Annotated in this window: 18 protein-coding genes; 10 read left to right on the top strand and 8 right to left on the bottom strand. The window is 62.7% G+C overall.

The window, feature by feature from the left end:
* Positions 1 to 9 precede the first annotated feature (9 nt).
* The 4 genes from RX328_RS34690 to RX328_RS34675 form a co-directional block, all read right to left on the bottom strand.
* A complete protein-coding gene (locus tag RX328_RS34690) occupies positions 10 to 1,578 on the bottom strand; it encodes an ABC transporter substrate-binding protein (protein WP_213249400.1) in 1,569 nt (522 codons plus the stop codon).
* Entirely contained in the window at positions 1,575 to 2,462 is an 888-nt protein-coding gene (locus RX328_RS34685; RefSeq protein WP_213249402.1) for an ABC transporter permease, read from the bottom strand. Before RX328_RS34685 ends, RX328_RS34690 begins: the two co-directional genes overlap by 4 nt.
* A complete protein-coding gene (locus RX328_RS34680; RefSeq protein ID WP_213249404.1) occupies positions 2,459 to 3,397 on the bottom strand; it encodes an ABC transporter permease in 939 nt (312 codons plus the stop codon). Before RX328_RS34680 ends, RX328_RS34685 begins: the two co-directional genes overlap by 4 nt.
* A 342-nt stretch (positions 3,398 to 3,739) precedes the next feature.
* Positions 3,740 to 4,582 carry an HD domain-containing protein gene (locus RX328_RS34675; RefSeq protein WP_213249406.1) on the bottom strand — a complete coding sequence of 281 codons (843 nt, stop codon included), beginning with the start codon at positions 4,580 to 4,582 and terminating at the stop codon, positions 3,740 to 3,742.
* Positions 4,583 to 4,938: 356 nt separating this feature from the next.
* Here RX328_RS34675 and RX328_RS34670 point away from each other — a divergent pair, with 356 nt between their 5' ends.
* On the top strand, positions 4,939 to 6,207 hold the full coding sequence (locus tag RX328_RS34670) for a SulP family inorganic anion transporter (protein ID WP_213249408.1): 1,269 nt from the start codon (positions 4,939 to 4,941) through the stop codon (positions 6,205 to 6,207).
* Here the strand turns inward: RX328_RS34670 and RX328_RS34665 are convergent.
* From RX328_RS34665 to RX328_RS34650, 4 genes are all read right to left on the bottom strand, one after another.
* Positions 6,204 to 6,785: a DUF2889 domain-containing protein gene (locus RX328_RS34665; protein ID WP_213249410.1), complete on the bottom strand. Its 582-nt coding sequence runs from the start codon at positions 6,783 to 6,785 to the stop codon at positions 6,204 to 6,206. The genes RX328_RS34670 and RX328_RS34665 overlap by 4 nt on opposite strands.
* Positions 6,786 to 6,814: 29 nt before the next feature.
* A complete protein-coding gene (locus RX328_RS34660) occupies positions 6,815 to 7,792 on the bottom strand; it encodes an NADPH:quinone oxidoreductase family protein (RefSeq protein ID WP_213249412.1) in 978 nt (325 codons plus the stop codon).
* Positions 7,793 to 7,876: 84 nt separating this feature from the next.
* Positions 7,877 to 8,950 (bottom strand): LLM class flavin-dependent oxidoreductase, encoded by a 1,074-nt coding sequence (locus RX328_RS34655; RefSeq protein WP_213249414.1) that lies wholly within the window; start codon positions 8,948 to 8,950, stop codon positions 7,877 to 7,879.
* A 167-nt stretch (positions 8,951 to 9,117) separates the two neighbouring features.
* Positions 9,118 to 9,876, bottom strand: a complete 759-nt coding sequence (locus tag RX328_RS34650) for a FadR/GntR family transcriptional regulator (RefSeq protein ID WP_213249416.1) — start codon at positions 9,874 to 9,876, stop codon at positions 9,118 to 9,120.
* A 154-nt stretch (positions 9,877 to 10,030) separates the two neighbouring features.
* On the opposite strand from RX328_RS34650, the gene RX328_RS34645 reads away from it, so the two are divergent.
* The 9 genes from RX328_RS34645 (at position 10,031) to RX328_RS34605 (ending at position 19,496) form a co-directional block, all read left to right on the top strand.
* The gene (locus RX328_RS34645; RefSeq protein WP_213249418.1) at positions 10,031 to 11,395 is read left to right on the top strand and encodes an ABC transporter substrate-binding protein; all 1,365 of its coding nucleotides are present in this window, start codon (positions 10,031 to 10,033) and stop codon (positions 11,393 to 11,395) included.
* Between the two features lie 11 nt (positions 11,396 to 11,406).
* On the top strand, positions 11,407 to 12,291 hold the full coding sequence (locus RX328_RS34640; RefSeq protein WP_249726216.1) for a carbohydrate ABC transporter permease: 885 nt from the start codon (positions 11,407 to 11,409) through the stop codon (positions 12,289 to 12,291).
* Between the two features lie 351 nt (positions 12,292 to 12,642).
* Positions 12,643 to 13,128, top strand: a complete 486-nt coding sequence (locus tag RX328_RS34635; RefSeq protein ID WP_249726235.1) for a carbohydrate ABC transporter permease — start codon at positions 12,643 to 12,645, stop codon at positions 13,126 to 13,128.
* A 5-nt stretch (positions 13,129 to 13,133) separates the two neighbouring features.
* Positions 13,134 to 13,925, top strand: a complete 792-nt coding sequence (locus tag RX328_RS34630) for a shikimate dehydrogenase family protein (RefSeq protein ID WP_213249424.1) — start codon at positions 13,134 to 13,136, stop codon at positions 13,923 to 13,925.
* 161 nt (positions 13,926 to 14,086) lie between these two features.
* On the top strand, positions 14,087 to 15,229 hold the full coding sequence (locus RX328_RS34625; RefSeq protein WP_213249426.1) for a mechanosensitive ion channel family protein: 1,143 nt from the start codon (positions 14,087 to 14,089) through the stop codon (positions 15,227 to 15,229).
* A 131-nt stretch (positions 15,230 to 15,360) separates the two neighbouring features.
* The gene (locus tag RX328_RS34620; protein ID WP_027536371.1) at positions 15,361 to 15,774 is read left to right on the top strand and encodes a DUF3830 family protein; all 414 of its coding nucleotides are present in this window, start codon (positions 15,361 to 15,363) and stop codon (positions 15,772 to 15,774) included.
* 2 nt (positions 15,775 to 15,776) lie between these two features.
* On the top strand, positions 15,777 to 16,715 hold the full coding sequence (puuE, locus tag RX328_RS34615; RefSeq protein ID WP_213249428.1) for an allantoinase PuuE: 939 nt from the start codon (positions 15,777 to 15,779) through the stop codon (positions 16,713 to 16,715).
* A 4-nt stretch (positions 16,716 to 16,719) separates the two neighbouring features.
* Positions 16,720 to 17,946: an allantoate amidohydrolase gene (locus tag RX328_RS34610; protein ID WP_249726217.1), complete on the top strand. Its 1,227-nt coding sequence runs from the start codon at positions 16,720 to 16,722 to the stop codon at positions 17,944 to 17,946.
* A gap of 179 nt (positions 17,947 to 18,125) precedes the next feature.
* On the top strand, positions 18,126 to 19,496 hold the full coding sequence (locus RX328_RS34605; protein ID WP_213249432.1) for a hypothetical protein: 1,371 nt from the start codon (positions 18,126 to 18,128) through the stop codon (positions 19,494 to 19,496).
* Positions 19,497 to 19,503 lie beyond the last annotated feature (7 nt).

The raw sequence follows: 19,503 nt of genomic DNA, 5'->3' as shown, positions 1-19,503 counted from the left end.
TCTCCCTCGTTATTTCTGGCGCGACACGTCCAAGCCTTTGTAGAAAGTATTCTGGTAGATCATGTGCGGCCTGGCGTCGGCGATCTTCTTGTTGGTCACCTGGTCCATGTTGATGTTGAGCACGGGCATCCAGAGGTGCTCGCGCATCACCTTCTGCTGGACCTTCGCGTAGTATTTCGCGCGGTCGGCATCGGTCAGCGCCGAGCGGCCCTGCTTCAGCCACTCATCGGTTTCGGCGTCCTTCCAGTTCATCCGGTTGGGCGTCGGGATGTTCCTGGAATCGAAGTAGATGTTCATGAGGTCGCCGGCCGACAGATAAGGCACGGTCACCGACCAGATCTCGTAGTCCTGCTCGGCCATCTTGGCGGAGGCGATGGTCGAGTCCCAGGGTTGAAGCTGCCACTGGACGCCGATGCGGCGCAGGTAACCCTGGATCGCTTCGGCCACCCGCGGCGTGTTGCCGGCCTGGGTGTAATAGACCTTGGGCTGCAGCTTGACGCCGTCCTTTTCGCGGACGCCGTCGCTGCCCATCTTCCAGCCGGCTTCGTCGAGCAGTGCTTTTGCACGCTCGATATCCTCCTTCACGATGCTCTTGGTGGCGGGGTCGTGATCGAGTGCGTCCGGGTCGACGATGGTGAAGGCGGGATCGGCATTGCCGAGCAGGACGCCCTTGGCAATTTCAGCGCGGTTGATGGCGATGCTCATCGCCTCGCGCACGCGCCGGTCCGCCACCATCGGCCGAGTCGTCTTGAAACCGAAATAGAGTAATTGGAAATTCGGCTTTGCCGCTGTGACCGTCAGCATCGGGGCCGCCTTGGCCTGCGCGATGAACTGCGGCGGGAACTGATGGGTCATGTCGAACTGGCCGGCCATCATCGCCGCCACACGGCTGGACTCTTCGGGCATGATCTTGACGCTGAGCTTTTCGAATTTAACGGGGCCCTTGTTCTTGTACATCGACGGGCCCCAACGGTAGGCATCGTGGCGCTTGAGCACGATTTCCGTGCGCGGCTGCCAGCTCTCGAAACACCACGGTCCGGTGCCATCGGCGCCCTTGATGCCGTAATCCTTGCCGAGCGCCTCCACGCTCTCCCTGTTGTGGATGACGTTGGTGAACATGGTGAGCTGCAGCAGCAGTTCGGAGTAGGGCTCGTTGAGCTCGTACTCGACTGTGTAGGGATCAGGCGCGCGCAGCTCCTTAATGTCGCCGGCGCGCCAGGCGTAGGGCGCCTTGATCGCGGGGTCCTTGAGCCGCCTAAAGCTGTAGATGACGTCATCCGCGGTGAATTTCTTGCCGCTGCAGAAGGTGACGTCGTCGCGCAGCTTGAACGTATAGGTCCTGCCGTCCTCGCTGATGGTCCACGACTTGGCGAGATAGGGAATCGGCGTGCGGCCGTCCCAGTCGAGCGCGACCAGCGTGTCCTGGAACATGTTGACGATATCAGACGTCGGTCCCCAGGTCGTGCGCTGCGCATCGTAATGCGGCGCGTCTATCCCCTTCATGAGCTGGAGCGTCTGGGCCGACGCCGGACCCGTGACGCACAGTGCCAAGGACATTCCCAGCGCGAACCTGATCATGTCTGCAGCCTCGGATCGAGGACGTCGCGGAATGCGTCGCCCAGAAGGTTGGCGGCCAGCACGATCACGAAAATGGCACAGCTTGGGATCGTCGCGATATGCGGTGCCATGAACAGGAAGTCGCGGCCCTGCGCCGCCATCATGCCGAGTTCGGCGGTCGGCGGCTGCGCACCCATGCCGAGAAAACCGAGCGCAGCGCCGATCAGGATGATCTGGCCGAAGCGCAGCGTCAGGAACACGAAAATGGTCGAGATGCAGTTCAGCGTCAGGTAGCGCCAGATCAGTTCGCCGTCGGAGACACCCACGGCGCGGCCGGCCTCCATGAATTCCTGGCCCATCACGCCGATCGCTGCACCGCGCGCCACCCGCGCCACATCAGGCACGGTGGCGACGACGAGCGCTATCACCACCGCCGTCAATCCGGCGCCGAAGATCGCGGCCACCGCAAGCCCGATCAGGATTGCAGGGAAGGCGAGCATCACGTCGACCAGCCGCATGATCCAGCCGTCCAGCCGCCGGTAGTAGGCGGCGAGGATGCCGAGAACGCCGCCGATGAAACCGCCGACGATCACGCCGACCAGCCCGAGCATCAGCGTGTTGCGCGTGCCGTAGAGAACGCGGCTGAAGATGTCGCGCCCGGTATTGTCGGTGCCGAACCAGTGCGCGGCGTCGGGCGGCCGCATCACCTTGGTAAGGTCGGTGAAGTAGGGATCGTAGGGCGCGATCCAGGGCGCAAACAGCGCCGCCAGCACGATTGCCGTGAGCGCCAGCCCGGCGAGCGCAGCAACCCGGTCTCGCGCCAGCCGGCGCAACACCCCGGCGCGCGCGAATACGCCGGTTTCGCGCTCCGGGACAAAGCCTTGTTCGAGAGCCTCGACGCTCATCTGCGCTGCACCCTCGGATCGAGATAGACGTAGAGCACGTCGACGATGAGGTTGATCGTGAGAAAAGCGACGGCGAGGATCATGATCGCGCCCTGCGCGGTCGGAAAATCGCTGGAGACGATGGCGCCGACGGCGAGCCGGCCGACGCCGGGCCATGAGAACATCGTTTCGGTGACGACCGCGCCGCCGAGCAGGAACGCCGCTTGCAGCCCGATCAGGGTGACGACGGGAATCATGGCATTGCGCAGCGCGTGGTGAATGATCACCACCCGCTCGCGCAGTCCCTTGGCGCGCGCCGTGCGGACGAAATCGGCGCCGAGCACTTCGAGCACGGCGGTGCGCGTCAGTCGCGCGATCGGGCCGATCAGCACCGCGCCCAGCGTGAGGGCGGGGAGGATCAGGCTCGGCAATCCGCCGTCCCATACCGGGCCGGTGCGGCCGGTGAACGGCAACAGCGCCCATTTGAATCCGACGAACTGAATCAGGATCAGGCCGATGAAGAACACCGGCATCGACACGCCCGCGACCGAGCAGGCCATGATGACGCGGTCGGACAGGCGCCCGCGATTGACGGCCGCCAGCGTACCGAGCGCGAGCCCGCTCGGCACCGCGATCAACATCGCCCCAAGCATCAGCTCGATCGTCGGCCCGATCGTCATCGCCAGTTCCTCGCTCACCATCCGATTGGAAATAATGGAGCGGCCGAGATCCCCGCGCAGCACACGCAGGATGTATTCGAAGAACTGGATCGGGATCGATCTGTCGAGACCAAGTTCCTGGCGGATCGCGGCAATGGTCTCGGCTTTGGCATCGGGCCCGGCGATGATCATCGCGGGATCGGCGGGCACGACTTGCAACAGGCAAAAGCAGAGGAAAAGAACCCCGAGCAAGGCGGGGAACGAAATCAGCAGACGATGGACAATCTGTTGTCCCATGCGACGCCAACGGACGGGTTGGGCCAAAAGGAACTCTCGCGCCAACGTTGACGCTTTTATTTCCCCCTCGGCAGCCGCGCTTCGTCCGACGTGCGCGGCTTTTGATTATCCTGGATAGTGGCACCTGTCGGACGCGGCGTCACGCTCAATCTGACAGTTCGCTCCCGCTGCGTCCTTTTGCGCGTCGCGCCGCGATGGCATTTCGCAATGCGAGAATTTCGTCTCACGGGAAGCGGTTAAAACGCGCGTTAGCAAGCTCGCAATCTCAGATGCTTCCTGGCCCTGCTGTGTCATCGCTCGCTGATGGCAGGCGAAACTCCAGCGGATGATGTGCATCATCTGTCAATGCTGCGGTCCCATCAGACGTCGAGCATTCTCCGCGCATAATAGATGGTGGTGAAGATTGGCGATCCATTGACGGCCGGAAGCGGTCAGGTTCAGGTACTTGATGCCTTCGTCGAGATGTTCCGAGACGCTGTTCCAGAAGAAGTCCGGATACTTTTCCACCAGATCCGCCGGACATGAATATCCAAGCTGGTGATTCATCCCTGTTTCCTCAAATTCGTAAAAAAGCGCATTGACCTTTCTTGCGTACATCGGGTCGCCAAGTTGCCCGATCAGGTCCGCGGCCTGAACCAGACGAGGTATGTTCGTCTCCGTTGGCTTCCTCTCGGGTGGAGGCGGGAAGCGTGTATGCTCGATCGCCTCAACGATGCGTGCGGCGTCCATCACTGGTGAATTTCCGAGCCGTTCCATGGCAAACAGCTTCGAACGGTCGACGTGGTAGGGCATCAGCGCGGCATCCGACGCTCCGCGAGGCAAGGCGATTCTCCGTCCGTCTTCATCGACCACGAACTCGTCGTCGGTATCGCCGCTCAATATGCCGCGAACATAGCCGATGTCGTGCAGCAGGCAGGCAACGATGAGATGCGTGTAGTCGGAAGGTTCGATACGGCGCGACATCATCATGCCTTGCAGGATGTCGCGGCCGGCCATCGTGACCAGCCACGTATGCTCATAATTGTGATAGAGAGCGTCGCTTCTTCCAATGCATTCGATGGTGATCCGGGCAAGTGAGCCGAGGCGCTCCGCCAGATCGTCATGCATGGGACCAAAGATTTCGCGGAAGTCCTTGGTCAGGAATTTGCCGAGCCTGCGGGCTGCCGACGCCGTGATGGTTCTCATCGTCACTCTCCGATGAACCGGAGCCGTTCAGTGGAAAGGTTATCACAGGTTTCGGCGACGTGGCATGCCGCGGTCGCGGTGTCACATCGCGAAGCGGTTCTTCAGGACAGGGACGGTATCTGCCTCCGCCGTTCGGGCAGCGAAAGGAGCCCAGTAGCATCGTCGGGCGGGCGAAGGGTCGACGGGGAAGCATGCAGTCGCGTGCCCGTGTCGCGAGCAAGCATGATTGCCCGGCAGCCTTGGTTGAAGCTATGCGCCTGGGTCAAACGAAAGTCGCTTCGGCCCGTATTTGATCCGGTGGCAGTCCGCCGGGCCTTCGACTATAGTCTCCGAACCCAGATTGGTTCGCCCGCCAAATGCCCGACGGCTCCGCTACTGCCCATCATTATCGCCCAAAGCTCGCGACCGTCCTGTCCGAGGGATACGATCTCGGCTGCTTTCGAAAGGATTTGCTGGCGGCCTTGACGGTCGCCATCGTTGCACTCCCGCTGTCGATGGCGATCGCCGTCGCCTCGGGCGTTTCGCCCGAGCGGGGATTGTACGCCGCCGTGATCGGCGGCTTTTTAGTATCGGCGCTCGGTGGCAGCCGTTACCAGATCGGCGGACCCGCGGGCGCGTTCATCGTCCTGGTGTCGGCAACCGTGACGAAATTCGGCATCGAGGGGCTGCTGCTGACGGTCTTCATCTCCGGCTTCATGCTGACGGTGATCGGGCTGCTGCGGCTCGGGGCGCTGATCCGCTACATTCCGCATCCGGTGACCGTCGGCTTTACATGCGGCATTGCGGTCACGATCTTTGCCAGTCAGCTCAGGGATCTCGGCGGCCTCAAGCTGCCTGCGGCCGAACCCGGACCGCTGTTGCCGAAGCTTGTGATGCTCGGCCAATCCTTGCCGACCATCAGTCCGGCCGCGCTGGCGGTTGGCGTGGGGTCGGCGGCCCTGATCTTCCTGCTGCGGCGGCTGGCACCGAATTGGCCGGGAATGCTGATCGCGGTCACGCTCGCTTCGGTCGCCGTCTTTCTGCTTCATCTGCCGGTAGAGACCATCGGCAGTCATTTCGGACAATTGCCTGATGGAGTGCCGTCACCGCAGCTACCCTCGATCTCCTATGCTTCGGTGCTCGAGGTGTTGCCGGCGGCGCTGTCCTTCACTCTTCTGGGTGCGGTCGAGAGCCTGTTGTCCGCCAAGGTCGCCGACGGCATGACCGGGCGCAAGCACCGCTACAACATGGAGGTGGTGGCGCAGGGCATTGCGAACGTCGCCTCCGCCATCTTCGGCGGCATCAGCGTGACCGGAACGATCGCGCGTACCGCGACCAATATTCGGGCGGGCGCCTGCAGCCCGGTCTCCGGCATGGCGCATGCGATCCTCGTTTTGGCTTTCATGCTGGTCGCAGCGCCGTTGGCGAGCTTCATTCCGCTCTCCGCGCTGGCGGGCGTGCTGGTGGTGGTGTGCTGGAACATGGCGGAGAAGGAAGAATTCCTTCGCTTGCTTCACGATTGGCGCAGTGCGGCGGTGCTGATCGCAACTTTCGGCCTCACGCTGATCGAAGATCTGACATTCGGCATCATCGCCGGATGCGTGCTGGCCGCAGCGTTTGCGATCTACGATCGCGTCCGCGGCTAATCTTTCGCCGCCGGCTTGGTCGCGAACTGCGGAAACATCGCCGCGACAACGGGGCCGTCGGTCCGCCAGGAATGGCAGCCGCCGATGAAGAATGGACGTTGGCCGGAGTTCTGCTGGTTCTCCAGCGTATCGCGGCCTTCCGGATTCCTGCCATAGGACATGGTCTGATACAGCGTGGTCACGGCAGGACCGAGCAATTCGGCGAGATGCGTGCAGGTCTCGAGCCGGCCGATCTTGCGCCGCACCGTCTCGCGCCAGCCCGGGCCTATTCGCTCGCCGATCAGACGCCGCAGGATCGGCTCGACCTCGATGCAGGTCGGATAGGGCGTGGCGCGCATCATCGCCTCCGCCTCGTGGATGGTCATGCCGTCGTCGATCGCAAGCCGCAGGCCGATGTCGTGGACGGGATCGCCCGGTTTCAGTTCGCCGCGGAAACGATCGGCGCGCTGGGTGAAAGGCTTGGTATCCCGCAGCCAGGCCTCGACTTCCCAGAGCCCGTCGTTCCGCAGAAAGCCTTCGCATTCGACCGACCGCCTGTGCATCAGGCGGCGCGATGGCTTGCTGTTTTCCAGAGACATCAGTCCGTATCCTGCTTCGACGCGTCGCTTCAGCCGAATTTCACGATCATCTTGCCAAGCGCCGATCGCGACTGCATGGTCTTGAACGCCTCGCGAAAATTCTCGAACGGCACGATCTTGCCGACCACGGGCTGCAATTTGCCCGATGCCAGCCAGTCGAACAATTGCGCCATCAGGCGGGCGTGAGTTTCCGGCTCGCGCTTCTGGATCTGGGCGAGGTCGACGCCGAGCAGCGCGCCGCCCTTGAGCAGCGGCAGGTTGAACGCCAGCGCTGGAATGGTGCCGGAGGCGAATCCGACGACGAGGTGCCGCCCGAGCCAGGCGATCGAGCGAAACGCCTGCAGCGATACGTCGCCGCCGACGGGATCGAAAATGACATCCGGCCCATGCCCGCCGGTCAATTCCTTCAGCGTCTCCCGCCAATCCGCCTGGGTGTAGTCGATGGTCTGATCGGCGCCGTGACGAACCGCGAAGTCACGCTTCTCCGCCGTTGAGGCAGCTGCGATCACCCGCGCGCCCATCAATCTGCCGATCTGAACGGCGGCGATCCCAACGCCGCCGGCCGCGCCCAGCACCAGCAATATCTCGCCTTCGCGCAGCGACGCGCGGGCATCCAGCGCGTACAGCCCGGTCAGATAGTTGGCCTGAAACGACGCGCCGGCCTCGAAGGGTATCTGCGGCGGCAGATGCTTGAGCGCCGCAGATGGCACAGAGATATATTCGGCCAGCGCACCGGAACGGGCCATGCCGATCACCGGCATGCCCGGCTTGAACGCGCCGACATTGTCGGCGACGGCATCGACCGTTCCGGCAAACTCCGTCCCCGGCACGAACGGCAGCGGGTCCTTGGTCTGGTAGAGACCCTGCACCTTCAAGCCATCGACGAAGCCGACTGCCGCCGCGCCGATCCTGACGCGGACCTCGCCCGCGGCGAGGCCGGGCGTATCGATCTCCTTGATCGAGATGCCGTCGATTGAATTGTAGTTCTCGACAACGACCGCCTTCATGCAAATTCTCTCATGCGTTTTCCCTTCGTACGCCAAGACCTTGCGCCGGTGTCTTGAGGTGCCTGCGGCTTCTTCAGGTGAACTCTATTCGGCCGCTTCGGCCTGCCGGTCGATCGCCAGCGCGCCTTGCTTGATGAGTGGAATCAAGTCACGGCCGATCGCGATCGTGTCGTGCGGATTCTCAAAGCCGCGCAGCAGGAAGGAATGAATGCCGAGCCGGTAATATTCCAGCACCGCTGCCGCGATCTGTTCAGGCGTTCCAACCAGGCACGACGTATTGCCGGGAGCGCCGGTGGCGCGCGCAATTCCCATCCATAGCCGCTCGTCATGGACGTCGCCGCGCGCGGCGTAACCGAGCAGGCGCTCGGCGGAGTGGTTGGTGGGTTGGGGCGCGGCGCCGGTCTTGCGCTCGACATCCGCCAGTAGCGCGTTCGCCTTGTCCCACGCCGCGCCTTCGGTATCCGCCATGATCGGCCGCAGCGACATGTTGAAGCCGACGTTGCGCCCAAAGGCGGCTGCGCGCCGCCGGAAATCCTGCACCCGTTCCCGCGTTTCCTTCAGCGGCTCGCCGAAGATCGCGAACACGTCGCAATGTTTGGCGCCCATCTCCAGCGCGCCTTCGGACGAACCGCCGAAGAAGAGGGTGGGGTAAGGCCGCTGGTAGGGCTTGATGTCGGAGAAACCGCCCTCGACGCGGTAGAACTCGCCCCTGTGATCGATCGGACTGTCGCTGGTCCAGAGTTTCTGCATGACTTCCAGATATTCACCAGCGCGGCGATAGCGGTCATTCTTGGGCAGGAAGTCGCCTTCGCTCGCCTGGTCCGCGTCGCTGGTGCCGGCGATGATATGCAGCGCCATCCGGGCCTGCGTGAGCTGGTCGAAGGTTGCGACCTGCCGCGCGGCCAGTGCGGGCGCCACCGAGCCCGGCCGGTGCGCGATCAAAAACTTGATCCGCTCGGTGTGATCGGCGGCATAGAGTGCAATCGCAAAGCCTTCGGCGGCGGAGGCGTAATATCCGACCAGGACGGAATCATAATTCCACTGCTCGTGCAGCCGGGTGAAATCGACCACCCATTGTCGCGATATCTGTCCCTTGATCAGGTGAACCGCGACGCCCTCCTGCTGGGTGCCGATCATTCCGATGATTCTTGCGGGCATGGGCGTTTTCCCGGTCGCTGATGTTTGACTGGAATGAAACGCGCAACCCCAAGGGAAAGCAAGTGTTCTGCAGCGTTTTCGCGCGAAGCATGCCCTGGGACTTGATCCGAGGGTGGATACCGGTTCGCGTGAAGAAAACGCGTCAAAAAAGACCTTATCCTGTTCCGTTACACGTCGTGTTCACGGCTGGCATCCGCTGCCGCCATCGCTTCGCCATGCCGGCGTGACAGCGCCGAGGTAATATTGCGCTCGGTCAGGTCCATCAGGCGGTGCATCGCGCGCCGCGCGCCATCGGGATTTCGCGCCCATATCTCGTCGAGGATGGCGCGGTGATAGGGCAGGCTCTTGCGCGGCGCGCCGGGGTTCAGCGTCGAGAGTTCGAACGACATGCGCAGCGCCGCTTCCACCGTAGCGCCGAAGGCGACCAGAAAGTCGTTGCCGGTCGCGGTCAGGATGCCGCGATGGAAGCGAAGGTCGGGCTCGGAATAGGCGCGGCTGTCCATCCCGGCGGCGTCCATCTCGCGATAGGCCCGTTCGATCCGGGCGAGGTCGGCGTCCGAGCCGCGCTCGGCGCAGATCGCGCAAGCCTCCGGCTCGACGATCCGGCGCACCTGCGTGAGCTGGCGAGCAAACTCTTCCGTCGGACGCAGTGCCCATGTCCATTCCAGAAGCTCGGCATCCAGCATGTGCCAGTTGATCCGCTCGCGCACATGGGTACCGGCCTTCTGTCGCGCCGCAATCAGGCCCTTTGCCTTGAGGGTGGACAGCGATTCCCGGATCGAGGTGCGGCTGACGCTGAATTGGGAAGCGAGCTCGATCTCGCGCGGCAGCGTCTTTCCCTCCTGCCATGTGCCGGAGACGATGAGCTTGGCGATTTCGCGCGCGACGTGGGTGTTGGACTGGCGGAGTTCGACGTCCCTGGGCAAATGTGGACCCTCAAGCCTTGAAACAATAATGTCTGCTTTATTGCGATATGATGTCAATTGACATCGCAAAAACAGCGCTTCTGAGGGAAGCCTCCTTTTGACAGTATATTTTATGTCGGTCATATTGTCGAAAAAGACTGTCAGGGAGGCTGCTATGACGAAGAAGAATCCGAGCCACCAGTCTGCGGGCTTCAGCAGGCGAACGCTGCTTCAGGCTGGCGCCGTCACCTTTGGCGCGGCCGCATTTCCCCTGCCGGCCATTGCGCAAACAAAACCGTTTGCCGGCATTACGCTGCGCGGCGCCTCCTTCCAGCACCGCTTCTTCACACTGCTGCAGAACTACATCCCGGAGTTCGAGGCGCAGACCGGCATGAAGGTCGATCTGCAGCTCTCCGCGTTCCCGGTCTACAACCAGCAGGCCAATCTCGAATTGTCGTCCGGCGGTTCGGCGTTCGATTTCGTCAATGTCACCTTCATCCTTGCCGCGCGCTGGGTGGCGGCGGGACTGCTCGCCAATCTCGACGAGTTCACCGGTGATCCCAATCTGACTCCGGCGGAATGGAATCCGAAAGATTTCGTCGAGGGCGCGCAGGTGCCCTACCGCGACGCCAAGGGCGCCACTTACGCCTACTCCTGGGAAGGCGGGGCCATGGTGATGGGCCTGTCGCGCATGGATTTGATGGAGAAGCGCGGTCTCAAGATACCGAAGACCTTTGCCGAGCTGGAGCAGGTTTGCGCCGCGATGCATGGCGCCGACAATGTCAGCGGCATCGTCAGCTTCCAGCTCCATCACTGGTGCCTGCCGCCCTACATCCAGGGTTTTGGCGGCAATATTTTTCGCAAGCCGCCCACCGACATCATGCCGACGCTGAATTCGCCGGAAGCTATCCAGGCCGTTGAATATTACGCGAACCTTCTGAAGAACTACGCGCCGCGCGGCGTGCTCACCTACACCGAGGATCAGGCGCGGCAATCCCACATGACCGGCCGCTCCAATATCTTCATTCATTCCAGCGCCTGGATTACGCCGATCCTGCTCTCGAACGACAGCAAGGTGAAAGAAACCTCACGCGTCGTCAGGATGCCGGCGGGCCCCGTGCATGATTTCCCAGCCGCCAACAGCCAGGGTCTCGGCATTCCCAAGAACGCCAAAAACAAGAAGGCGGCCTGGGAATTCATCAAATGGGCGCTCAGCCCTGAAATCTCGATGCGGCTCGTCAAGGAGCACGGCCATTCCTCGGTCTGCCGCAGATCCGTGATCGAGAGTGAGGAATACCGCAAGCTGAACACGGTCAACGGCCAGGACCTCGGCTCGCTCTATCTCGAAGTGCTGGGGCTGCCGGCCAAGGGCGAGAACTACATGGCCTATCGCACGGTGAAGGAGTTCCCGATCGTCGGCGATGTCCTCAACAAGGCGTTCGAACAGGTGGCGACGGGGCAGCTCACAGCTCAAGCTGCGATGAACGCGGCGCAGGAGCAGGCGGTGGCCAATCTCCGCCGGGCCGGGACCGCGCTTTGAGCGGAAAGGGATTGGTTGACGCCGAGCGCCGCCGCTTCAATCGCCTCGCGCTGGCGCCGAGCCTGATCGTGTTGTTTGTGATCGCAGGCTTGCCTGCGATCTATCTTGTCGTGACCAGCCTGACGCCGTTCCAACTCGTCAATCCGGGATCGTCGACGGATTTCAGCTCGCCCTTGCGGAACTATCGCCTGCTTCCGGGCGACCCGCGCTTCGTCAATTCGCTATGGGTGCAGGCCAAGCTGTCGTTCTGGGGCGTGCTGTTGCAGGTCCTGCTCGGCATGCTGCTCGCGCTACTGCTGCACACGCAGTCGCGCGTCGTGGAATTCGCCCGCACTCTGTTCCTGATTCCGATGGTGCTGCCGCCGATCGTCGTGGCGATCATATGGAAACTGATCTACACGCCCGACATCAGCCCACTCTACTACGCCGCAGGCCTGCTTAACGTGACCATGCCGTCGCTGACTTCGAGCGTCGATTTCGCGCTGACCGCGATCATCATCGCCGACACCTGGGAATGGATGCCCTTCACCTTCCTGATGGTATTGGCCGCGCTGCAGACCATTCCGGAGGAATTTTCCGAAGCAGCCCTGGTCGACGGCGCCAACCGGCTGCAGATCTTCTTCTACATCACGCTGCCCTTCATCACGCCGATCCTGGTCATATCGGGCATGTTTCGCCTGATCGACAGCGTCAAGGCATTTCCGCTGGTGTTCCTCTTGACCGGCGGCGGGCCGGGCAGCGTCACCGAGGTGACGAACTATTACGCTTATCTGCTCGCATTCGACTTCAACGAAATCGGCTATTCCAGTTCGGTTACGATCGTGATGCTGCTGCTCGTCATCGCGGTTAGCCTCGGCGTGGTGTGGATGGGCCGCCGCCGCGAGGCCATGGCATGAGCGGGGGCATGAGTGGCCCGGTCCGCCGTTCGGCCAGCCCGCGCCGGCTCGTGGCGATCGGTGTGACGCTGATTGTGCTGCTGTCACCGTTCCTCTGGCTCTTGCAGATGAGCTTCAAGTCCAATGACCTGATCCTGCAGTTTCCGCCGCCCTTGATCTTCACGCCGACGCTGCAAAATTATGCGTCGCTCTGGCAAGGCGCGTTCGCGGCCTCCTTTGTCAACAGCCTGATGAGTGCGTCGTTCTCCACGGCGCTGGCGCTCATTCTAGGCGTACCCGCGGGCCTACGCGTTGTCGCGATGGGCGGGGCGGGGAAAGCACGCGCTGAGCTTTGCGATCCTGGTGACGCGAATGGCGCCGCCGATCGCGTTTACGATTCCGTTCTTCCTGTTCTATCGCTGGATCGGGCTGCTCGACACCGTCACCGGACTGGTGCTGGTCTACACCAGTTTCAACCTCCCGCTGGTGATCTGGATGATGCAGCCGTTTTTTGAAACCGTGCCGCGGTCGCTGGAAGAGGCGGCGCTGGTCGACGGCGCGTCGACACGGGTCGTCTTCCTCCAGATCGTGCTGCCGATGGTCGCGCCCGGCATCGCCGCCACCGCGATCCTGTGCTTCCTCTACGCCTGGAACGACTTCTTCTTTGCGCTGATCCTGACGCGGACCAATGCACGGACAGCGCCGGTCGCCGTGGTCAACTTCATGAACTACGAGGGCTGGGAGTGGGGCAAGATCGCCGCGGGCGGCTCGCTGGTGATGGCGCCGGTCCTGATTTTCTCGCTCGCCGTGCGCCGCTATCTGGTGAGCGGGCTGACGGCGGGCGCGGTAAAAGGGTGAGAGCGATGCGGCTTCCGACCGGTGCTTCACGATTTGTCTTCATCTTTGCCCATCCGGCCGGCCATGTCGGCGCGCCCCGCCACTACACGCCTTACTTTCAAGGCGCAGGGCTGGACTGGCACATGGTGCTGCTCGACATCGCGCCGGAACATCTTTCCGAAACAATCCGCACGCCCGCGAAATCGCCGAGCGTTGCCGGCTTCAATCTCACGATGCCGCACAAGCCGGCGGCGTTCGCGCTATGCGATGCGGTCGGGCCGGCCGCCGAGTTCGAAGGTGTCGTCAACACGATCCGGATCGAGGCCGGTGGACGGCTGGTCGGGGAATCCTTCGATGGCGGCGGCTTCCTGAATGCGGCGCGCGAGGAGGGGATATTCGATCCCGACCGCCGCTGCGTCGTGATCGGGGCGGGGGGAGCCGGCCGCGCGATCTGTCACGCGCTGGCTGCCGCAGGCGTGAGGCGGCTGCGAATCCTGAACGAAACGCTGGGGCCGGTCGAAATCCTCGCCCGAAAACTCCGCAGCCGTTTTGCCGATATCGAGATCAGCCTGGACGAGAAATTCGACGACGCCGGCCTGCTCGTCAACGCCACCTCACTCGGGCTTTGCGAGACGGACGCCCTGCCGATGAATCCCGCGCGGCTGCCGGATGATTGCGCCGTGTTCGATATCATCGCCGCCCGCCGGACCGAGTTCATGCAAGCTTGCGCCGCGCGTGGCCTGAAGGTAGTTGATGGCGTCGCAATGATCAAACATCAACTGCCCCTGCAGACCGCATTCTGGCGCGGCGAATCCTGAGCCAACCCGCTCTGCAACCGCATGCCATCACGCCAAAGTTCCCCATTTCCCGGTCAATCTCCGCGATGCGCATGGTGAATTGCTGCGCTGCGTTAGATGCGGGACCAATGCACGGATCAATGCGTTAGCGGCCGAACGGCGCTACGCAGCGGGGATCCGGCATGGAAGATCTTCTATCAAAATTCGAACAGGCGTTCGCTTGGGTGCCACAATGGCTGGTCGGGCTTGGCCTCGTCGTCGGCGCCATTGCCGTGGCGCTGTTCGTGTACGGTATTTCTGCAAGAATCATCAAACGCGCGATTGGGACACGCTGGCCGGCCGTGACGTTGCTTCTGCAACGGATCGCTGGTCCGGCGCGGCTGGCGCTTTGTCTGGTGGCCGTGGCGCTGGTGCTGCCGCTGGCGCCACTGAACGACGTGCTGCGTGAACAGCTCAGGCATTTTTTCGTCGTCGCCGTGATCGCGCTGGTCGGATGGATCACGGTTCGCGCGGTGGACATGGGGGCCGCGCGCTATCTGCAGCGGTTCCGCCTCGATACCGACGAGAATTTTCTCGCCCGCAAGCACGTCACCCAGGTTCGCGTCTTCAAGCGGGTGATCGATACCTTGGTCGTCATCATTGCCGTCTCCACCGCCCTGATGACCTTCGAATCCGTTAAGCAGTACGGCGTCAGCCTGTTCGCCTCAGCCGGCGCGGCCGGCCTGATCGTCGGCCTTGCCGCAAGGCCATTGCTCAGCAACCTCATCGCCGGCGTTCAGATCGCGATCACGCAACCGATCCGGATCGAGGACGCCGTCATCATCGAGAACGAATGGGGGTGGATCGAGGACATCGCCTCGACTTATGTCGTGGTCCGGTTGTGGGACTGGCGCAGGATGGTCGTGCCGCTGTCCTACTTCATCGAGCGTCCGTTCCAGAATTGGACCCGCGACACCCAGTCGCTGATCGGGGCCATCACCTTTCACGTCGATTATTGCACCGATGTCTCGCGGATCAGGCAGCGGTTAGAGGAGGCCGTGCGCGAGTCCAAATTGTGGGATGGCGCCGTGGTCAATCTCCAGGTGATCGAGGCCAGCCCGCGGTCGATCGAGCTTCGGGCGCTGGTCAGCGCCAGATCCGCGCCGCAATCCTGGGATCTCCGCTGCGAGATCAGGGAAAAGCTGCTCACCTTCATCCGCGAGGAGATGCCGGAAGCCTTCCCGCGCGAACGCGCCATGATATCGCCCCGGCTCGCCGACTTCAGCGACACTTTCGAGCACGGCGAGGAGCGGTCCCGTTCGGTCCCGGCGAGGGCGCACAGCTAGGTCCTGCACAGGCGAACTTCCGGGTCCGACGGCCTCGCCGAAACTGCCGAATGAGGCCTTGCGTCCGCTTGTTCGGGCTGTAATGGATACGGCTGAACCACTTCAGCAAATGCATCCAGAAGAAGAGATCGATGAGCCAACTGATTGTCCGCGCCGGTGAATTTACTTTCCAGGCCCGCTTCGAGGAGCAACTGGCGCCGAAGACGGTTGCCGCCTTTCGCAAGGCGATGCCGTTCGAGAGCCAGGCGATCCATGTCCGCTGGAGCGGCGAGGGTGTCTGGATGCCGCTCGGCGATCTCGACTTCGGCGTCTCCTACGAGAACCACACCAGCTATCCCGCGCCCGGCCAGATCATTCTGTATCCCGGCGGCATCAGCGAGACCGAAATCCTGCTGGCCTATGGCGGCGTGCATTTTGCGAGCAAGATGGGCCAGCTCGCCGGCAATCATTTCATCACCCTGACTTCGGGGCTGGAGAACCTGACCGCATTCGGCAAGACCGTGCTGTGGAAGGGCGCGCAGAAAATCCGCTTCGAGGAAGTCTGATCATGGCCGCGCCGGCCTACCCGCGCGACTTCCGCGGCTACGGGCGCAACCCGCCCGATCCGAAGTGGCCCGGCAACGCCCGGGTTGCGGTGCAGTTCGTGGTCAATTTCGAGGAAGGCGGCGAGAACAATGTTCTCGACGGCGATCGTGCCTCGGAGGCTTTTTTGTCAGACGTGCTGGGCGCACAGCCCTGGCCCGGACAGCGCCACGCCAACATCGAGTCGATGTTCGAATATGGCTCGCGCGCCGGCTGTTGGCGGCTGTGGCGAGCGTTCACCGAGCGCAATTTGCCGGTCACGGTGTTCGGCGTCGCCAAGGCGTTGCAGCGAAACCCCGACGTGGTTGCTGCCATGAAGGAGGCCGGCTGGGACATCGCCAGCCACAGCCTCAGATGGATCGAGCACAAGGACATGTCGGAGAACGAGGAGCGCACCGAGATCGCGGCGGCGATCCGCGTCCACACCGAGGCGACGGGGCAGCGCCCGCTCGGCTGGTACACCGGACGCACCTCGATCAACACGTTGCGGCTTCTGATGGAGGCCGGCGGTCTGCTTTACCTCAGCGACTCCTATGCCGATGACCTGCCGTACTGGATCAAGTCGCGGGGCTCCAAGCCGCATCTGGTCATCCCCTATACGCTCGACGCCAATGACATGCGGTTTGTCAACGCGCAGGGCTTTGGCGGCGGCGATGAATTCTTCACCTACCTCAAGGACAGTTTTGACGTTCTTTATGCGGAAGGCGAGAGCGCGCCGAAGATGATGTCGGTCGGCCTGCATTGCCGGGTCGTCGGCCGGCCCGGCCGCGCGGCCTCGCTGATGCGCTTCCTCGACTACATCGGAAAGCACGAGCGGGTCTGGGTGCCGACGCGGCTGCAGATCGCGCAGCACTGGCACGCTAACCTCTCGCATCTCGCCGATGACGCCTTCGATATCGGATGAAGCAATGCTCGGCGACGAAATCGTAAGCCGGATCAACCAGCTCGGGACGATTTCCGAGACAGGCGATAATCTGACGCGGATATTCCTTTCGCCCGACCACCGCACCGCGGGCGATCTCATTCTGTCGTGGATGCGGGATGCCGGCATGGAAGCGCATCTCGACGCCATCGGCAATGTCTGCGGCCGTTACGAGGGCGACCGCCCGGGATTGCCCTGCCTGATGCTGGGCTCGCACTACGACACCGTGCGCGATGCCGGCAAATGGGACGGGCCGCTTGGGGTGATCACGGCGGTTGCCTGCGTCGCCGATCTGAACCGGCGCGGCGTGCGGCTGCCGTTTGCGATCGAGATCGTCGGTTTCGCCGATGAAGAGGGCGTGCGGTTTGCCTCCACGCTGCTCGGCAGCCGGGCGGTCGCGGGCACCTTCGACGCAAGTGTGCTCGACGCGCGCGACCGTGACGGGCTCACCATGCGCGAGGCCATGGTGCAATTCGGCCTTGACCCTGGCCAGATCGGTGCGGCGGCGCGCACCCGCCCCGAGCTGCATGCCTATGTCGAACTGCACATCGAGCAGGGGCCGGTGTTGGAACAGCAAAACATTCCTGTCGGCGTAGTGACGGCGATCGCGGGCGCCACGCGGCTCGCCGCAAATCTCTCCGGCATGGCCGGCCATGCCGGCACGGTGCCGATGGCGCTGCGGCGCGACGCGCTGGCGGGCGCTGCCGAATGCATCGTCGCGGTCGAGCAATTCTGCAAGGGCGATGGCGTCGGTCTGGTCGGCACCGTGGGCGTGATCAACGCGTCGCCCGGCGCGACCAACGTCATTCCGGGTCGAGTCTCCTTCACGCTCGACATCCGCGCGCCGGCCGATCTGCACCGCAAGCGGGCCGTCGCCGAGATCGTGCGACAGATCGAGGCGATCGCAAAGCGCCGTGAGCTGTCGCTGCAGATCGATGTTACCCATGAGAACCGCACCGTGCCCTGCGCGCCATGGCTGAAAGCGCAGGTCGCGGAAGCGGTTGCGGCCGAAGGCTACGGCGTGTTCGAACTGCCGAGCGGGGCAGGGCATGACGGCATGGCGATGATCGATATCGCCGATGTCGCCATGCTGTTCGTGCGCTGCCGCGGTGGCATCAGCCATAACCCGGCCGAGCATGTCGAACTTGCCGACGCGGATGCAGGCGCGCGCGTACTGCTGCGGCTGATCGAGAATTTCCGGCCGCGGAGCTAAACAAAGGAAGCGGACGGGCAGGGGTAGCTATTGGCTTGCAGCGGATCCTGCTCAATGCCAAGATCGAGCAACATGACAGTTTGGTGACAGGTTACCCGCGCTTTCGCGGAGAGACGAATCAATCCTGTTTGGGTACCAACGCGTGATCTCGAAGCCTCGGACATCGATCATCCACGCCTATGAATAGTGATATTTCATTTCCATCACATCGCGAGTACCGGTTTTATCAGGGACTGTTTGCGAGCTGCATCGCCAACGGCATTCAGGCCGTCAATTTTCTCAGCGACCGGTTCCTGAGAAAAGCCCATCGCCTTTCGCAGGGCATCGATGAGCTGTACCGGCACGCGATCGACAGCGCATTTTCTCCGCAGGAAGCCTTTCTCGTCACGGGGGCGCCGCACGCAACCGCCTACTACCCGCGGGACTTCGCCTGGTTCTATCCCGATGTTCTAGATCCCGAGACCATCATGGATTCCGACGATGCCATCCGCCGGGTTCGCTTGCTCGAGAAAAGCGTCCGGCTGATGTTGGAGGCCGTTCGCGCCAATGTCGTCACGACCACGATTATTCCGGCTGGCCGCGACCGGTACATCGGCATCAACTACTTTTCGCTGCCTTCGGATACTCTGCTGGGCATCCTCGCAGGTCTCGAGCAGATCATTCGGGCGGACCAAAGGGCATCTGCGTATCTGGCGATGTCGCAAGGCGCGCATGCCGGGCGTCTGCTGCTGGCGGAGTATCGCGAGGACCTGAAGAAAGCGATACTTCAGCTTGCGGAAGCGCTGGAGCCGTTCGAGGACGGCGGCGTCAGCGCTTTGCTGTGTGACGTCAGCGCACCGCGTTCCGCGGCAACCGATACCCGCGCCGAACGCAGGCGCTTTGTCACCAATGCATGCGTTTACGCGACTTTTATCCGCGGGATAGAACTCGGGGTGATCGATCGGACCGACCTGGAAGCTGTGCTCGGCCGCGAACTCCCGCAATACAAAAAGGAGCTGCTCCGGTTGTTCGGCAAACCCGGCTATATCAGGCATGCCTTGCACTCCGGCAGCGAGCTGCCGGCGTCTGCCATTGCGCTCGATTTCGTCAACGTGCACCGCGGATTTTGGGATTTGAGCGACGAGGGTGAACGCGCGTTGTTCGCGGCAACGACAGATTTGATACTCGCCGAACCGCGATTTCGAGTACCAGGTACGTCTCATTTCCTGGTGTCCGCGGATAACCCGCTGAACAAGATGATCCACAAGATCGCAGCACCCGCCTACCAGGGGCGTTCGTCCTGGCCGACGTTCAACGTCGAATTCGCCGATCGCATGCTGGAGTACGATGAACACTCCGGCACCGACAACTATAGGTCCTACGCCTGCGATATATTGAGGGACATTCGTACTGCGACCGAAACGCACGGCGGATATCAGGAGCTCTTGTCCGAAAAGGGTCAGAAATATCGCACATGGGCCTATCAGAGCGCAGATGCCCACTCCTGGTTTCCGCGTTTTCTGTCGGTCTGGCGGCGGGCATTCGGGAAACCGCTGCTTAACGGGAGCTAGGCGGCCT

The organism is Bradyrhizobium sp. sBnM-33, from assembly GCF_032917945.1.
Lineage (GTDB): Bacteria > Pseudomonadota > Alphaproteobacteria > Rhizobiales > Xanthobacteraceae > Bradyrhizobium.
This window is presented reverse-complemented; position numbering and strand designations above follow the sequence as displayed.

What these genes read in the sequence shown, in the direction of transcription:
- RX328_RS34625 (WP_213249426.1), top strand. Translation starts at nt 14,087, where the DNA reads ATGGAAGATCTTCTATCAAAATTCGAACAGGCGTTCGCTTGGGTGCCA.
- RX328_RS34630 (WP_213249424.1), top strand. Translation starts at nt 13,134, where the DNA reads ATGCGGCTTCCGACCGGTGCTTCACGATTTGTCTTCATCTTTGCCCAT.
- RX328_RS34670 (WP_213249408.1), top strand. Translation starts at nt 4,939, where the DNA reads ATGCCCGACGGCTCCGCTACTGCCCATCATTATCGCCCAAAGCTCGCG.
- RX328_RS34620 (WP_027536371.1), top strand. Translation starts at nt 15,361, where the DNA reads ATGAGCCAACTGATTGTCCGCGCCGGTGAATTTACTTTCCAGGCCCGC.
- RX328_RS34610 (WP_249726217.1), top strand. Translation starts at nt 16,720, where the DNA reads ATGCTCGGCGACGAAATCGTAAGCCGGATCAACCAGCTCGGGACGATT.
- RX328_RS34675 (WP_213249406.1), bottom strand. Translation starts at nt 4,582, where the DNA reads ATGAGAACCATCACGGCGTCGGCAGCCCGCAGGCTCGGCAAATTCCTG.
- RX328_RS34660 (WP_213249412.1), bottom strand. Translation starts at nt 7,792, where the DNA reads ATGAAGGCGGTCGTTGTCGAGAACTACAATTCAATCGACGGCATCTCG.
- RX328_RS34645 (WP_213249418.1), top strand. Translation starts at nt 10,031, where the DNA reads ATGACGAAGAAGAATCCGAGCCACCAGTCTGCGGGCTTCAGCAGGCGA.
- RX328_RS34690 (WP_213249400.1), bottom strand. Translation starts at nt 1,578, where the DNA reads ATGATCAGGTTCGCGCTGGGAATGTCCTTGGCACTGTGCGTCACGGGT.
- RX328_RS34665 (WP_213249410.1), bottom strand. Translation starts at nt 6,785, where the DNA reads ATGTCTCTGGAAAACAGCAAGCCATCGCGCCGCCTGATGCACAGGCGG.
- RX328_RS34685 (WP_213249402.1), bottom strand. Translation starts at nt 2,462, where the DNA reads ATGAGCGTCGAGGCTCTCGAACAAGGCTTTGTCCCGGAGCGCGAAACC.
- RX328_RS34605 (WP_213249432.1), top strand. Translation starts at nt 18,126, where the DNA reads ATGAATAGTGATATTTCATTTCCATCACATCGCGAGTACCGGTTTTAT.
- RX328_RS34680 (WP_213249404.1), bottom strand. Translation starts at nt 3,397, where the DNA reads ATGGGACAACAGATTGTCCATCGTCTGCTGATTTCGTTCCCCGCCTTG.
- RX328_RS34655 (WP_213249414.1), bottom strand. Translation starts at nt 8,950, where the DNA reads ATGCCCGCAAGAATCATCGGAATGATCGGCACCCAGCAGGAGGGCGTC.
- RX328_RS34635 (WP_249726235.1), top strand. Translation starts at nt 12,643, where the DNA reads ATGGCGCCGCCGATCGCGTTTACGATTCCGTTCTTCCTGTTCTATCGC.
- puuE (WP_213249428.1), top strand. Translation starts at nt 15,777, where the DNA reads ATGGCCGCGCCGGCCTACCCGCGCGACTTCCGCGGCTACGGGCGCAAC.